This is a genomic window from Acidobacteriota bacterium, assembly GCA_028875725.1.
Classification (GTDB): Bacteria; Acidobacteriota; Thermoanaerobaculia; order Multivoradales; family Multivoraceae; genus Multivorans.
Genome location: JAPPCR010000007.1, coordinates 49,364 through 64,014, shown reverse-complemented (window position 1 = coordinate 64,014; position 14,651 = coordinate 49,364). Strand labels below are relative to the sequence as shown.

Below are 14,651 nucleotides of genomic sequence, written 5' to 3'. Positions count from 1 at the left end.
GCGAGTCCTGGTGGAGGAGTTCGGCCTGACTCCAGCCGAGGGTGACGTGGCCGCGGCGCTGGCGGAGGGCCGCACGGTCAGCGAGATCGCGGCGAGTACCGGCCGCGAGGAGAGCACCGTGCGCTGGCACGTGAAGAACCTCCACTCCAAGCTCGGCGTCCATCGTCAGGCGGACGTCGTCCGTCTCGTGCTGCTGTCGGCGACGGCCGCGTCGCAGGCGGGTTGCCGGATCCCCTCACTTCTGGGGGCGACAGAAGGTCCCGCGACGGCGAACATGCCGCGTGAACGACCCCTTTCGGGATTGAACTCTGGTTCGGCTTGGGGTGCACGATCACAGGAGGACGGAAAACGATGGGTTGTCACAGGATCTCGCGAGCCGGTTTGGACGACCAGCGGCTCTCGCGCCGAAACACGCTTCGTGCGGTGCTGGGCCGCATGGCGGTGATCGTTGCCTTGAATGCGGCCATGGCGGCAGCGGCTGCTGCGCAGGCGTCACCGCAACTGCCTGCTTCTTGCGCCACATCGCTCACCCCGCTCGACATGTGGGACGATCGGATCGAGATCGCGACTACACCGGACTCCGTGGACCTCACCTGGAATGCGCCGGAAGAGGGCCTCGACTATTGGGCGTACGGGAGCGAGCGGTGGAACACCTGGGTCGTCTGCTTGCCGACGGTTCCTGGCTTGGCCGACTCCTATGTCGCAACGGACCGTTGGGTCCGGTGGCCGTTGACCACGGTTTTCGAGGAACGAACTCTGCCGTGGCTGGAGCTCGATCACGAGTTCTCGGTCGAATCGATGACCCTCCGGGGCTTGGAACCCGGTATCGACTACTGGGTTCAGTACTGGTACATACGCATCGTCTTCGACGAAAAGGGCAATCCGACGACGGAACGGGCTGCCACGAACTGGAGGCACTTTGGCCTCAACGGACCCGCGCAGAGGCCGGCGCCCGTGAACGTGCATGGCGCGGGGGTGTGGGGGCCGCGGCGCCTGGCATCGAACGAGATCACCGTGTACTGGTCCGCTTCGCTGGCGGGTGGAGTGGTCGAGTCCTTCCAGGTCCGTGCGAAGGAGGTCGCCGGCGGTGACTGGACCGAGTGGCTGGACGTGGCGGGTGGGCCGAAAGCCAGATGGCACACGTTCGGCGGATTGACGCCTGGAAGGCGGTACACGTTCGAAGTGAGGGCAGACAACACTGTGGGAGCGGGTCCAGCGACAGCAGTGCTGGGAGCGCCTGAACCGGACTCGCGTGTCCTTGAGGCTCCTTGCTCACTGAACGAGCAGCTTGGCGAGCCATCGAAAGCCCACGACGAGAAGGTGCAGGTCGGGAGGTGGGAAGAAGAGTGGAGCGACGTGGACGCACACTCCGGCTCCGTAATGACCTTCCGCTGGGTGAGCGACGGTGAGCCGACGTCGGGGTCCGTCGAGTACAGCCTGTGCCGGCCGGAGTTTCCCGGATCGCAACGGTACCGATCGGAGACGGTTACGGACGAACTGACCGACTTCAGTGGGTCAAGAGGACATCGTGCCCGCGATGACGGATGGACTGCAGCGGCCGGCGGGCTCGCGCTGGAGGCGCAGTACTGGTTTCAAGCCGTTCATCTGCCACCGTCGGGCGAAGCTGCGGAGGCCGAAGTCACTGGGTGGATTCGGGCCGACGAAGCCTTCAACCGCTCATGGCCTATGTGGCAAGCCAACGCGGGCCGGTTGCATGAGGCCCCGTGGGTAGAACGGCGTATTGGCTTCGAGTCCTTCCCGGGCATCCTGGAGTCGTTTGGAGGCCTCTACTTGTTGCGCCAGCCGGCGGCCCCGGTGGCGGTGACGGTATCCGAGTCATCGCCCGGATCTGTGGCCCTGCGATGGCAGCCGTCCTCCACGGGTGGAAAGGTCGAGAGGTGGGAGTACCGTGCGTCGAGAGGTTCCGAAGCCTGGAGCAGTTGGCGGACCATGCCTGGCGAACTCGACCGTCTCACGCACGTCGTTGACGGCCTGACGCCGGGCGAGCGGTACACGTTCGAAGTGCGCGGCGCAAATCGCGACAATGACGGCGAATCGTCAGCGGACAGTCTCCAACTCTCGTCCGGACCTCCGTCCGGCTGCGCCGAAGCCGCAGGCCCGGTGGCCGAGCCGACCGCCGTCTGTCTTGGCCAGGGCCGGTTCCGATTCGAGGTGACCTGGGAATCTCCGCACGACGGCCGCACAGGTGCCGGCACGATGCGCCGCCTGACGGACAACACCGGCGTGGCCACGTTCTTTGACGCCGACAACGTGGAACTCGTGTTCAAGGTCCTCGACGGCACCGAGGCGAACGGCCGGCACTGGGTCTTCTACGGCGGGCTGACCGATCTGGGCTACACGCTGACCGTCACCGATACCCAGACCGGCAAGATGAAGACCTACCGCAACGAGCCGGGAGATCTGTGCGGCGAAGGTGATACGAGCGCCTTCGGCGCAAGCAACGCTGCCTCATCGGCGCCAGGCGACTTCCGGCCGGTCGGGATCTTCTCGGCCGCCGGCCCGAAGCGGTGGAGCGAAGCGCTGCGGGCCGGTCCCGGCTGTCCCACCGACGCGCTCTGCCTCGCCGGCAGTCGCTTCGAAGCCACCGTCGACTGGACCAATCCGGTCACGGGTTTGGCCGGAAGGGGTCGGCCCATTCTCGGCACCGACAACACCGGCTACATGTACTTCTTCTCGCCCGACAATGTGGAACTGGCGATCAAGGTGCTCGACGGCCGGGCGTTCAACGACTCCTACTGGGTCTTCGCGACCGCCTTGACCGACCTGGACTACACGATCACGGTGAAGGACACGCTGGGGGGCGGAGTGAAGACCTACGGCAGCGAGGGCGCGGGCCAGTACTGCACGATCCAGGATGTGGATGCGTTTCCGCAGTAAGCGTTGCCCGGGCATGACTTTCTGAGGACCTGCGGATGGACGCACGATGCCTTCTCGAGAACGTCAGGGACGTCTTCGCCATAGTCTCAAACGCGGCGATCATCATTGGTGTCACGGTGGCGATTCTGACGCTGCGACGTCGGTCCCGGGCGGATTTCAGGAGCGAGGTCCGCAACATCGCCGAACGCGTAGCAAGGCGAGTTCACGACGAGGTCGGTTCGGCCAAGCCACCGGGCTAACCTGGCCGCGAGGCCAGAGAGTCGTCGGGCGGCCTTGGCCTGAGGCAGGCCAGGAAGCCAAGGTGATGAGGGTCGGCCGGGCCTTTGGCATCTGCCTTTGATGGGCGAGGCGATGAAGCGGGGCGAACTGTCGTCTGGACGGAGGTTGTAAAGCCCGTTTCGGCGTGCTGGATGAGAACCAGGGCGCCGCCGACGGTGGCGCCGTCGGGGCCGCGGACCGCGCCGCGGATGATCCCGGTCGTCGCTTCGGACTGGGCGGCTGAACAAGCCGCCGATCCTGTCGCCCGGTCGCCCGAGCGCCCTCCGCCTGGCGAACCTGCCTCGGGCATCTCCCAGTTTGGAGGATTCCGAGGCACGGTTGTTCCGAGTATGGTGAAGAGAATCGTGTTTGCATGAAGAGCGGAGGTGGGAAGTGGGCGCTATGGAAGATGTCGTCAGGCTCCTTCAGGAAGCCGTCTTCGACGAGAGTCGCTCGCTGAATCTGGCGGATTCGATCGACGGCGCCTGCGGACTGATCGGAAACCAGCTCTCTGTAGCTTCCGCTACGGGTGACGCCGACATGGATTGTCTTTTTCAGCAGGCGCTGGTTCGCGGCCTTCCGCAGGGGGATCTGGAGTTGGAGTACCTTGAGCGCTACGCGCATCGGGACGAGCGTCTACCCCGGTTGAGCGTACTGCCCTTGGGAAAGCCCTACCACAACACGGAGTTGTGGACCGAGAGCGAACGGAAGCGATCATCTATGTACCGGAGCTTCCTGCCGCGAGTGTGTAGCAACGATCAGTTGATCGTACGTTTCCACGGCCGTGGAGACACAACGGTCTTCTGGACCCTCAGCCGAGAGATGGACGGTGGCGGTTGGTCGTTCGAGAACGTGGAACGAATCGAACGGCTGGTGCCCCATGTCGCGCACTTCGTACGCGTACGGCAGGCATTGGCCGCCGCGGCCGCGCGCGGCGATGCCCTGGCGGCCTTGCTGGACCGGACAGGCATGGGGGTGCTCCATCTCGACCGCCAGGGGCGGGTGCTGGAAGCGAACGAACGGGCCCGGCGTGTGCTGGCGGAAGGCGACTGCCTAACGCAGCGGAAGAACCAGCTCCGAGCGCGCGCGCGGCACGAGAATGCCCAGTTGGGGCGCCTGCTGGCAGCCTGCTTCGACCGGGGCGTCGGCGGGTCGATGGCGCTTTGGCGCCCGGGCGATTCAAGAGCCGGTTCCTTGATCTTGCACGTATGCCCGGTACGCCCGGACTCGACCAGCTTCGACACCTATGGCGTTGCCGTTCAGATCCTGTTGGTCGAACCGGGAAGCCCACCCGAGATGGACGCTCGTCGCCTGACTGACCTCTACGATCTGACGCCGTCCGAGGGTCGTCTGGCTCTCCTGCTTGCCAGAGGCCAGAGCGTCAGCGAGATCGCGGCCTCCACGGGTCGCAAGGAAAGCACGGTCCGCTGGCACGTCCGCAACCTGCACCCCAAGCTGGGCGTCCATCGCCAGGCGGACCTGGTGCGCCTCGTGCTGTCGACGGCGGTCGCGACGCCGGCCGAGTAGCAGACGGTAAAGGCGTTTTGCCGGCGCCTGGTCCGGGGCGTCGGGATCCTCCCGATATTGGGGGCGACAGCCCACGGAGGCTACAGCTACCGTGCGCTACTCATGGCCCCTCCCGCCGGCAGAGCCGGAGACGATCCGGCAGCGAGGGACAACAGCCCCCGTGTGGATCCGCGAGTCCTGGTGGAGGAGTTCGGCCTGACTCCAGCCGAGGGTGACGTGGCCGCGGCGCTGGCGGAGGGCCGCACGGTCAGCGAGATCGCGGCGAGTACCGGCCGCGAGGAGAGCACCGTGCGCTGGCACGTGAAGAACCTCCACTCCAAGCTCGGCGTCCATCGTCAGGCGGACGTCGTCCGTCTCGTGCTGCTGTCGGCGACGGCCGCGTCGCAGGCGGGTTGACGGATCCCCTCACTTCTGGGGGCGACAGGAGGCTTCGCGACGGTGAACATGCCGCGTGAAAGGCCCCAATGAGGTTCGGACGACAGTCTCGGCTTGTGCCGGTACGACAGAACTCGGGGCGGTCACAGTGAGCAGGAGGGTGCAGGAGGGAGAGCAGATGATGAGTGGTTGCGGGGTCTCGCCGGTTGATCTGAGTGAGTCTTGTTCACGCCCACGGGCTTCGTTGAGTGTGACGCTGCGCGGGGTCGTGTCGGGCGTTGTGAGTGGTGCTGCGTTCGTTGCCGCTGTCGCCGCGCAAGGCGACATCGGGGCGCCCCAGACCAAGGTGATCCAGTACGACGATGGGATGTTCGAAACCTACAGTTTCATAAGCACCACTAGGGACAGGCTACACTATCGGCATGAATTCGCACAGAGATTCCCGCTACCAGCGCACGCCGATGTGGTTGACGTAGAAGCCTGTTTTCGGCATAACCCGGACTGGCCGGCCGGCTCCCGGTTCTGGGGGTCCCCGCCAGTTCTGACCTTCTACGCCGATGGCGAGGGGGGTGTTCCCAAGAGAACGACATTCGCTCCCTACTATCCGATGGAGCCTATCGGAGGTGTGAAGAGGTACCCGGAGGTCACGTGCTACCGCGTAGAGCGGGAGGCTCGGGGGAAATCTCTTCTGGGTCTGTCAAACCACCCTTGGTTCTCCATAAGCTGGATCCAGGAGGACCCGCGACGTCCTCTTTCGGGTGATGCGGAAGTCGCTCGGGACCGATGGTGGGGAGTAGGACGGGACACGACTGGCGCAGCGGCCGTATGTTCCGGATCCTGCTGGGCGGCGCGAGGTCAGCGATCACCGCCGGGAGGCCCGGAAGACGAGTGGACGGACTGGCGCACGGCCCAGTCTTGGGGCGCCGGTGGCAGCGCGTTGGGCATTCGTGTTGTCGTGCAAGATCCTGACTCTAGTGGCGAACCTGCGCCGGGTGGACGATGCACGCCAACGGAAGACGTCCTTCGGTTTGTGGGCGGCTACACGATCAGTATGTGTTACCGCATGCCAGACGGAAGCGTAGGACAGGCCAGAGCCGGCATCTGGGCGTCGGGCCAGGCCGGCCTTCTGTGGTTTTTCGACCGGGGCAACGCGGAGGTTCTCGTCAAGGTCCTCGACGGCTGCGATCACAACGGCTACCGTTGGGTGTTCGTGGCGCCCGTGACGGATCTCGAGTTCAATCTCTGGGTGACTGGTCCGAACGGAAGACGGTGGACCCACAGCAACACGCAAGGCGCAACGGCCGCTACGAAGAGCGATACGCGAGCGTTCGCGTGCTCCGATGAGGGGGCGTGAGCGGGCCGGTTTCGGTGCCGGCTGATTAGCGCGTCGATCTCGGGTATCGAGCCCGATCGTCCGCGTCCAAGGCGCTGGATATTGTTGTGTACGGAGCGATGGAGTGATAGATTGTACTCCTGATTCGGAGGCTCCCGAGAGGCCGGCTCGCGGTCTCCGAACCAGTGTTCCATTCAACCCGATCAGGAACGGCGGGCGGAGAGATGATTGAGAAAGAAAGCGGCATGAATCCCAAGGAGCGCCTGGGCGAAGAGATTGCCGCGCTCGCGGCGCGCATCGACGCGGCGACCTACGAACTGCTCGTTCTGATCCGCGAGTTCGACGAGAAGGAAGGCTGGAACTGCGGCTTCCTCACCTGCGCGCAATGGCTCGCGTGGCGGATCGGTCTCGCACCCGGCGCGGCCCGCGAGCGGGTCAGGGTTGCCCGGGCCCTGGGCGAGTTGCCCGTGATGAGCGAGGCGATGAAGCGGGGCGAACTCTCTTACTCGAAGGTGAGAGCGTTGACGCGGGTGGCGCGACCCGAGACAGAGAAGGAACTGGTTGATCTCGGCAGGGCCGGCACCGCCGCGCACGTCGAACAGGTAGTCAGGGCGTGGCGACGGATCGACCGCACGCTCGAGGCGCGGGACGACGAGCTCCGCGACGCTTCGAGCCAGGTGACTGCCCACATCGACGAGAACGGCATGTACGTGATCCGGGGTCGGCTGGCGCCGGAGGCGGGCGAGGTGCTGATGAAGGCGCTTGAAGCGGCGAGCGACAGGCTCTACGCGGAGGAGAAGCAGGAGGAGCGGCCGCCGGCGGGCAAGGTGCGAGCCGACGCCTTGGCTCTCGTGGCGGAGAGCGCGCTCAAGGGCGGTCTCGATCCGGGATCGAGCGGCGACCGGTACCAGGTTGTCGTTCATGTCGGCGAGCGCGAGTTGGAGGAGCCGGAGCGCACCCCGCCTGGAGGTGGGCCGCACGTTCCCGCGGGAACGCCTAACGCCCCGAGGACGCATTGCCGCGGGGCAGGAGGAGTCAAGGGCGACGTTCCCGCGGGAACGCCGACCGAGGGGGCTTGGCTCGGCAAATCGCACATCCGCGTTTCCGCTGAAACGGCCCGCCGCATCGCCTGCGACGCCGGGAAGGTCGTGATGCGGCAGCGTTTCGGGCAGGTCCTGAGCGTCGGCCGCAAGACGCGCACCATCCCGCCGTCGATACGGCGCGCTCTCGAGTTCCGGGACCAAGGGTGCCGGTTCCCCGGCTGTACGTCCCAGCACTGCGACGCCCACCACATCGAGCATTGGGCCGACGGCGGCGAAACGAAGCTCTCGAACCTCGTGCTTCTCTGTCGCCGGCACCACCGGTTGCTCCACGAAGGCGGTTTCAGTGTGCGGATGGATGACCAACGGGAAGTGCGGTTCTTCGATCCGCGGGGTCGGCTGCTTGAGAGGAGCCCGGCGCCACGGCCGGTCGGCCTCGATGCGGCGCGAGAGCTGGTCGAGCACCTGGAGGATGCGGGTGTCTTGATCACCGGCAAAGAGTCGATGCCGGTTTGGGACGGCAAGTCGATGGACCTGCGTTACGTCATGGAATGCCTGTGGCGGCCGCCTCCGCATTTTGAGGCGGTAGTTGCGCAGGAAAGAGAGATTGCGCGGGTCGCTTAGGGGTCGGGCTTCGTCGGCCTGCCGCGACACGAGTTCTTCTTCCGACATTTCCTGTGCTGACTCCTGCGAGCTGTCCCCACGCTCGACCCTCGATTGTCTGATGCCGTTCCGAACCCCTCTACCTTGGGGGCGACGGTGCCGGTGAAGTGGCCTACGCTCACTGCGTAGCTTCGTCTCTAGAGTGCTCTACGGTGGGGCCCGCCGCGCGTTACAGGCTGTAGAGACGATTCCGTAGTAGGCGCGAGAGATGGCGGCTACGAGTCACTTGGCCGCCGACAAAAGAAAGAGAGGAGCAAGATGACGCGGACGGAGATCATCGGTGCATGCGGGCTTGTGCTCGTGGCACTAGGAGGCGCTTTCGCTTTCGGTGAACTCAGAGGAGAGATCAAGGGCCTGGGTCCTGACAGGATTCGAGCCGCGCAGGAGGAAGCGCTTGTTGCCATCAACGACTCAGTGAAGAGCTTCCAATCGAGCCTCCAGTTCACGCCAGCTACGAAGACTTGGACTTGGAACCAGTACCGCAACTCGGAGCCCGTATCGCTGATTCCGATAGACCACGGAATCTGCTATTTGGTCCACGTTGAGGGCCAGTTCGAGGGAGCTGGCGAATCGGTAACGGTCTCCCAGCGAGACGGCCACTGGTACCTGGACGGAGCTTCCGGAAGAGACGGCAAGGACATTGAAGCCACTGCCGCTTGTTGGCGGTTTCCCAAGCTCAGGCAGGAGGAATAGCCTGACCAGGCGTCGGTAGGCGTATCCACCAAAGGCAACCGGGGAGTCACGGTTGACAGAGATCGCTACGCGGGCGAGCCTGACCTGGCAAGGAGGCGCAGTGCATTCTCGGAGGTAATCAGGTCGATGTCGTTCTGCTCTTCCAGGAACGGGCGCACGTCCGTAAGCGCTCGCTCCCAGTCCAACGCTTGGAGTCGCTCCGCGACCGGCTCGGTCCAGGCACGTGCCGCCAGCTCATCTCCTGTCCAACCGGTCTGGCGTAGCGCCGCGTTGAGCAGTGAGAGGTTGGGTGCGGGCCAGTCCGGATCGCTCAGGTACCAGATCAGGTCGTGCAGGTCCCGGCCCTTCGGGTAGCCGCGCTGGAGGACGGCATGGAGCTTTCCTGCCAGCAAGGAAGCGCGGTCGTGATGGAAGAGCCTGAGTGTTACGTGCCGGCGGACGAGGCTGATGGCGCAGTCCGCCCCACGCGGGGGGTTCGTGTCGACCTCGATCCTGATGGCCAGCGCTTCGGAGCGGTGGGGAGAAAGGCCCAGTTCGTGGAGGAGGCCGGGAAAACGCGCCATCGCTCCATGCACGGCGCGGTGCTCGCGGATCCTCAACTCCACACGGTAGTTCTCGGCGCCGAGGTCGGCGCGGACGGCTTTCAGGTACTTCGGCAGGTCGTAGGCCTCGCGGTTGCCTTCCAGCGCGAAGTCGAGGTCTTCGGAGTACCGGGGAAGGGAGTGGAGGAACCGCAGGCAGGTCCCGCCCTGAAACGCCAGGGTGGTCATGGCGCCGGCGCCCTGCATCGCCAGGAGGACGCGGGCCTGAAGGTACTCCCTGACCACGTTGCGGGCTCGCAACGGATCGTGTGGCCGGACCAGCGTCTCGAGGTGGTCCTTCACAGCAGGTCGTATGCGGGCGCCTCGGCGGCGAGCTCGCGGATGCGGCTGGCCGTTCGAGTCGTCTTCGGCGCGCCGAATCGCGCCGCCGTCCGATCGAGGGCGTCGAGATCGAGAGCGCCGAAGTCAAGCCGAAGTTCCCGCAGGAACTCCCTGTGGTGGCCGCCGGGTTGCAGGTAGACGGAGTCGAGCAGGGCCTTCTCCGGGGTCGCCACGAATGCCCGTTGATCGGCGCCCAGGTCGAGCAGTCTGTAGCCGAAGAACCGGTCCGCCTTCAGGTGGCGGAAGGAGAAGCGACTGGAAGGCAAACGCCGGATGTGCGGTCGTCCGGTCGTCACGCTGGTGACTTCCGGCGCGTACTCGGGGATTGCATGGGCGAAGGCCAATGCCGCCGGGCCGCTGACGTAGGAACCCGGCGCCAGGCGGTTGGCGAGCAGGAACGGATGCGGGACGCGGCGCTGCCAGGGCGGCGCCAGCGCGTACAGGCCGCGCCGCATCTGCTGGACTTTGCCGCCACGGACCCAGCGCGACAGTTGCCGCCTGATGTTGTCGGCGTCGCGCGGTCCGGCGAGCAGCAGGCCGGTCTCGAAGACGGGCTCGTCGGCGACCGCGGCCACGAGTTCCTCGAATCTCATGGCAGGAACTTATCAACTCTGGCAATCTCAGCGGGGCAGGACCTCCCGCAGCCGCCGCACGACCTCCGGCTGTCTAGCAGCCAGGTTCTCCGTCTCCAACGGATCGGCCTCCAGATCCCAGAGGATGTCCTCGTCCCCGAAGCCGGTCACCAGTTTGTAGCGACCGTCGTAGGCGAGTCGCCAGTTCCGAAGCCCGGAGAGGACGACCTCCCGGTGGCTGTCGGTCCGTCCTTCGAGCAGTGGCCGCAGTGACTGGCTGTCCATGTCGGCCGGCGTGGGAAGCCCGGCGTAGTCCAGGAAGGTGGCGGCGAGGTCGAGCACGGTGGTCGGCAAGGGGCACTCGTAGCCGGCGCGGATACCGGGTCCGGCCGCCAGCAGGGGTACGCCCGCGGAGGCCTGGTAGGGGACCGACTTCCCCCAGCGCGCGTGGTCGCCGAGCATCTCGCCGTGGTCGCTTGAGTAGACGATGATCGTGTTCTCGAGCTGGCCGGTTTCGTCGAGCATGTCGATGTAGCGGCCCAGCCAGGTGTCGATGTTCTCGATCATCGCGGCGTAGTTCTGGCGCAGGGCCACGTGTTCGGCGGGAGTCAGGGCGCCTTCGTAGGCGAAGGGTTGGCCGAGACCATCCCTGTCGCGCACCCAGTTTTCCATCTCGGCCGTGATGTCGACCGGCGGGTGGGGCCCGGTGAAGTTGATGACGAGGTGCCAGGGCCGGTCCCGCGGCGCCGCCTCGATCAGGTCGAGTCCGTTGCGTGCGATCCAGTTGTCGCAGTAGGCCTCAGGTCCGAGGGGCGAGGTGATCACGTCGCCCCACCAGGTGTCGGGGAAGCCGGAGCGTCGCCGCCGGAAGTCCTCGGCGCAGGCCTTGCCCTGCGGCGGTTCGAGGGAGTCGAGAAAGGCGTAGTACGGGTCCTTCGGCCCTTCCGGATCCTCCAGGTAGGACTCCATGCCGTCGCCCTTGCCACAGTTGTTGATCTGCGCCGAGAAGCCCCAGTCATCGGCGAAGTTCGTTCCGTCGATACCCCAGTTGCCGCTGTTCTTCGACATGTCGAGCTTGCCGACCGCCATCGTGTGGTAGCCGGAGTCGCGGAGTCGCCCGTAGAAGGTCGTCTGGTCGAGCGGATAGTCGAATCGGTTGCTGCTCACGCCGCAACGGTCGTACTCGCGGCCGGAGGCCAGGCAGGCGCGTGAGGGGGCGCAGACAGGCGACGGCACGAGGGCGTTGGTGAAGTTGACGCCGTCGCGGGCGAGGCGGTCGATGTTCGGTGTTCGCAGTGCGGCGAGACCGCCGCTGCCTGGGCCGAGCCAGTCGGGCCGGTGCTGGTCGGGAAAGAAGAAGAGCAGGTTGGGGCGATCGTCGACAGCCACCGGCTTCTCGGCAGCGTCGCAACCGGCCAGACCGGCCAGGGTGCCGCCAGCGATCAGACGGGATGACTGTTGGAGGAAATCGCGGCGGGTGCTGCGCTTCATGGAACTCCTCCTTCCGGCTTGGGGAGTACGGCGGATTGAACGAACTTGATGATTCCTACGGCGTTGGCTAGCTTAGGCTACTCACCAAGCAACATGATCGGCTATGCAGCCTTGAACCCTGTTCCGGGCGGTCGCCCGATCGACTGGAGGCATCAAGGATGAAGCGAAGTCTAATCTCGGGCTGGTGCACGGCCCTTATCGTCCTGGTCTGCGCGGGACCGCTGCTCGCGGACGGTCCGCAGACGGGCACGATCGACGGCCGCGTCCTGGACGCCCAGGGTGCGCCGCTGCCTGGCGTCACCGTCACGCTGACCGGCCCGCAGAACACGCGGACGGTCATCACGGACGCTGACGGCGTCTACCGCTTCGCGCTGCTGCTCGCCGGGCGCTACACGGTGAACGCCGAGCTCGAGGGCCTCGGCGCGGCCGAACTGGCGACAGACCTCGAACCGGGCCAACGCCGCGGCATCGACCTGACCCTGGTTTCCGCGACCGAAGAGGAGATCACGGTCACGGGCGAGGCTCCCCTGATCAGCCGCTATGAGACCGCCCTGGCGGCGACGATCCCGGAGGAGGTGACGGACAACGTCGCTTTCGGCACGCGTACCTACAACGCGGCGATCCGGCAGTTGCCGTCGGTTGTCAACCGGAATGACGCGGATACCGTGCCGTCCGTGAACGGCGGCATCTCGACCGAGGTGGGCGTCTACGTCGAAGGCGTGGATACGTCGATGCACCGTCGCGGCGGCGAGATGCGTCTGCTCATCCCCAGCACCGCGCTGACCGAGACGAAGCTCGAGTCGACCGGCTTCGGTGCGGAGTATGGCCGGGCGACGTCCGGCATCATCAACTCGACGGTCAAGACGGGGACGAACGAGTTCCACGGCGAGGCGCTCTACATCGGCCAGAACCCGAAGTGGAGGGCGCCGGACATCCTGGAGCTTGAGCGTCCCGATGACCAGATCAACAGCTACGAGACCAGCGTCGGCGGTCCGCTCGCTCGCAACCGGGCGTGGTTCTTCGTGTCCTATGGCCGGATCTCCGACAACCGGATCGATCGCTTGCGGGACGGGACCGTCGTCAATCTCAGCCGCCAGGCGGATCCCCTGGTCGCCAAGGTCAACTTCCAGCCCAGGGACACTCAGCAGATCGCGGTCACCGCGATCGATGCTCCGTCGGATGCCATCGGGCTTTCCGGCAACCCCGGCGACCAGTACGCGATCATGAACTTCCCGCTGAACGGGCGGGTGCAGACGCTGAACTGGAGTCTCGGACTGGGCGCCTCGAACTTCCTCGAGTTCAAGGTCGCGAACCGCGAGGAGTTCGTCGGCCGTCACGCGGCGGAGCAGCACGCGATCGATCCGAACGCCTCGCCGGACGATCCGCCGGGGAACAACTTCCGCTACCGCGACCTGGCGACGGGCCTGAGGTACAACGGTCCGGCCGTGCGCCTGGCCGAGGGCTTCAACGACTTCCCGCGCGACCAGGCGAACGTGTCCCTGACGAGCTTCCGGGGCCGCCACGAGTGGAAGTTCGGCATCGACGCGCAGGCGATCGAGTTCAGCAACCTGACCTCGATCATCACCGAGTTCCGCGGCCGGAACTACGACGCTAGCCTGCCCGGCGGCTTCGTGACGCCCGTGAACAAGCGGGTGTTCGACCGGTCGGACGTGATCACCGAGACCAGCGACTTCCTGGCCGGCTTCGTGCAGGATCGCTTCGAGGTCGGCGACAACTGGGTGTGGACCCTGGGCATTCGGGGCGACCAACAGACGATCGACAACGACATCGGCGAGCGGGTCAACGAGTACACCGAGTTCGTCCCCAGGATCAGCGGCGTCTACGACATGAAGGCCGACGGCAGCATCCTGCTCCGCGGCACGCTCGGTCGCTACTACCACGCGATCGGCATGGGCATCGTGCTCCAGGAGTTCTCCCGCCAGAACAACGGCGAGAACATCTACGAGCAGTTCCTGTGGAACCGCGAGACCCTGCGCTACGACCGCTTCCAGCGGCGTGTCGAGCCCACGTTCGACCAGGCCATCCAGGACATCGACCCCTACTACAAGGATGAGATCTCCTTCGGCGCCGATTTCCAGGTGTCCGAGAAGTGGGTCGTCAAGTCGCGCCTGGTGGCGAGCGAGGCGACGAACATCTTCCACGCCACGCTCCAGTACGACGATGCCGGCCGGGTAGTCCGGGATCTTCGGAACTGGTCCGACGCCCGCCGCGAGTACCGGGCGCTGCAGCTCGAGGCGAACCGGCTGTTCCGCAACAACTGGACCCTGCGCACGAACTACACCCTGAGTTCGACCGAGGGGAACATCAACTCCTTCAACGACAACTTCAACCTGTTCGAGGGCCTGGGCGGAATCGAGGTCGGCACCGGGCTGACCAACGCGACCTCGAGCGACTGGTGGTTCGGGCGGCTGCTCGAGGATCGGGAGCATCTGGCGAACGTCATCGGCATGAAGCGCTTCGATTTCGGCCGGCACGACCTGGTGCTGGGCGGCTTCCTTCACTACGCCGCCGGGAGGCCCTGGGGGAGCCACGTCTCTACTCAGGTCCGTCACCCGGTTTCGGGCCAGACGATCACGACGTCGACGTACCGTGAGCCGTCGGACGCCAACCGGCTGCCGGACACATGGACTGTCGATCTGTCCCTGATGTACTCGGTCGCGATGGTCGGCAACGTGCGGGCAAAGATCGGCTTCGATCTCGCGAACGCGACGGACAGTCAGGAGCCCGTCACCATCAACACGTCGACGGGACGGCCGAACGCGAGGGTCTCCTCCTATCAGCGACCGCGAGAGTTCCGGCTGAAGGTGGGCTTCAGCTTCTGATCCGGATCGGAAGGTACGGCTGGGGCCGGGCGCCG

General features: G+C 65.7%; 10 protein-coding genes. 7 read left to right on the top strand and 3 right to left on the bottom strand.

What is annotated here, in order from left to right:
• The first annotated feature begins 351 nt into the window (after nt 1–351).
• From OXI49_10490 to OXI49_10465, 6 genes are all read left to right on the top strand, one after another.
• Nucleotides 352–2,898: a fibronectin type III domain-containing protein gene (locus OXI49_10490; GenBank protein ID MDE2690930.1), complete on the top strand. Its 2,547-nt coding sequence runs from the start codon at nt 352–354 to the stop codon at nt 2,896–2,898.
• Between the two features lie 660 nt (nt 2,899–3,558).
• Nucleotides 3,559–4,683, top strand: a complete 1,125-nt coding sequence (locus OXI49_10485) for a helix-turn-helix transcriptional regulator (GenBank protein MDE2690929.1) — start codon at nt 3,559–3,561, stop codon at nt 4,681–4,683.
• A gap of 102 nt (nt 4,684–4,785) precedes the next feature.
• Nucleotides 4,786–5,079 (top strand): helix-turn-helix transcriptional regulator, encoded by a 294-nt coding sequence (locus OXI49_10480; protein ID MDE2690928.1) that lies wholly within the window; start codon nt 4,786–4,788, stop codon nt 5,077–5,079.
• Between the two features lie 1,042 nt (nt 5,080–6,121).
• On the top strand, nt 6,122–6,412 hold the full coding sequence (locus OXI49_10475) for a hypothetical protein (GenBank protein MDE2690927.1): 291 nt from the start codon (nt 6,122–6,124) through the stop codon (nt 6,410–6,412).
• A gap of 203 nt (nt 6,413–6,615) precedes the next feature.
• Nucleotides 6,616–8,055: a DUF222 domain-containing protein gene (locus OXI49_10470; protein MDE2690926.1), complete on the top strand. Its 1,440-nt coding sequence runs from the start codon at nt 6,616–6,618 to the stop codon at nt 8,053–8,055.
• A 297-nt stretch (nt 8,056–8,352) separates the two neighbouring features.
• Entirely contained in the window at nt 8,353–8,787 is a 435-nt protein-coding gene (locus OXI49_10465; GenBank protein ID MDE2690925.1) for a hypothetical protein, read from the top strand.
• A gap of 65 nt (nt 8,788–8,852) precedes the next feature.
• Here the strand turns inward: OXI49_10465 and OXI49_10460 are convergent, their stop codons facing one another.
• Genes OXI49_10460 through OXI49_10450 form a run of 3 tightly spaced genes read right to left on the bottom strand, consistent with a single transcriptional unit; the run spans nt 8,853 to nt 11,773 of the window.
• A complete protein-coding gene (locus OXI49_10460; GenBank protein ID MDE2690924.1) occupies nt 8,853–9,671 on the bottom strand; it encodes a nucleotidyl transferase AbiEii/AbiGii toxin family protein in 819 nt (272 codons plus the stop codon).
• Nucleotides 9,668–10,303 (bottom strand): hypothetical protein, encoded by a 636-nt coding sequence (locus OXI49_10455; GenBank protein ID MDE2690923.1) that lies wholly within the window; start codon nt 10,301–10,303, stop codon nt 9,668–9,670. Before OXI49_10455 ends, OXI49_10460 begins: the two co-directional genes overlap by 4 nt.
• Nucleotides 10,304–10,330: 27 nt before the next feature.
• Nucleotides 10,331–11,773 (bottom strand): sulfatase-like hydrolase/transferase, encoded by a 1,443-nt coding sequence (locus OXI49_10450; GenBank protein MDE2690922.1) that lies wholly within the window; start codon nt 11,771–11,773, stop codon nt 10,331–10,333.
• Between the two features lie 158 nt (nt 11,774–11,931).
• On the opposite strand from OXI49_10450, the gene OXI49_10445 reads away from it, so the two are divergent.
• The gene (locus tag OXI49_10445) at nt 11,932–14,616 is read left to right on the top strand and encodes a carboxypeptidase regulatory-like domain-containing protein (protein ID MDE2690921.1); all 2,685 of its coding nucleotides are present in this window, start codon (nt 11,932–11,934) and stop codon (nt 14,614–14,616) included.
• Nucleotides 14,617–14,651 lie beyond the last annotated feature (35 nt).

Bases quoted from the DNA above. Each gene is read 5' to 3' on its own strand.
- OXI49_10470 (MDE2690926.1), top strand. From the start codon at position 6,616: ATGATTGAGAAAGAAAGCGGCATGAATCCCAAGGAGCGCCTGGGCGAA.
- OXI49_10445 (MDE2690921.1), top strand. From the start codon at position 11,932: ATGAAGCGAAGTCTAATCTCGGGCTGGTGCACGGCCCTTATCGTCCTG.
- OXI49_10480 (MDE2690928.1), top strand. From the start codon at position 4,786: ATGGCCCCTCCCGCCGGCAGAGCCGGAGACGATCCGGCAGCGAGGGAC.
- OXI49_10465 (MDE2690925.1), top strand. From the start codon at position 8,353: ATGACGCGGACGGAGATCATCGGTGCATGCGGGCTTGTGCTCGTGGCA.
- OXI49_10490 (MDE2690930.1), top strand. From the start codon at position 352: ATGGGTTGTCACAGGATCTCGCGAGCCGGTTTGGACGACCAGCGGCTC.
- OXI49_10475 (MDE2690927.1), top strand. From the start codon at position 6,122: ATGCCAGACGGAAGCGTAGGACAGGCCAGAGCCGGCATCTGGGCGTCG.
- OXI49_10450 (MDE2690922.1), bottom strand. From the start codon at position 11,773: ATGAAGCGCAGCACCCGCCGCGATTTCCTCCAACAGTCATCCCGTCTG.
- OXI49_10455 (MDE2690923.1), bottom strand. From the start codon at position 10,303: ATGAGATTCGAGGAACTCGTGGCCGCGGTCGCCGACGAGCCCGTCTTC.
- OXI49_10485 (MDE2690929.1), top strand. From the start codon at position 3,559: ATGGAAGATGTCGTCAGGCTCCTTCAGGAAGCCGTCTTCGACGAGAGT.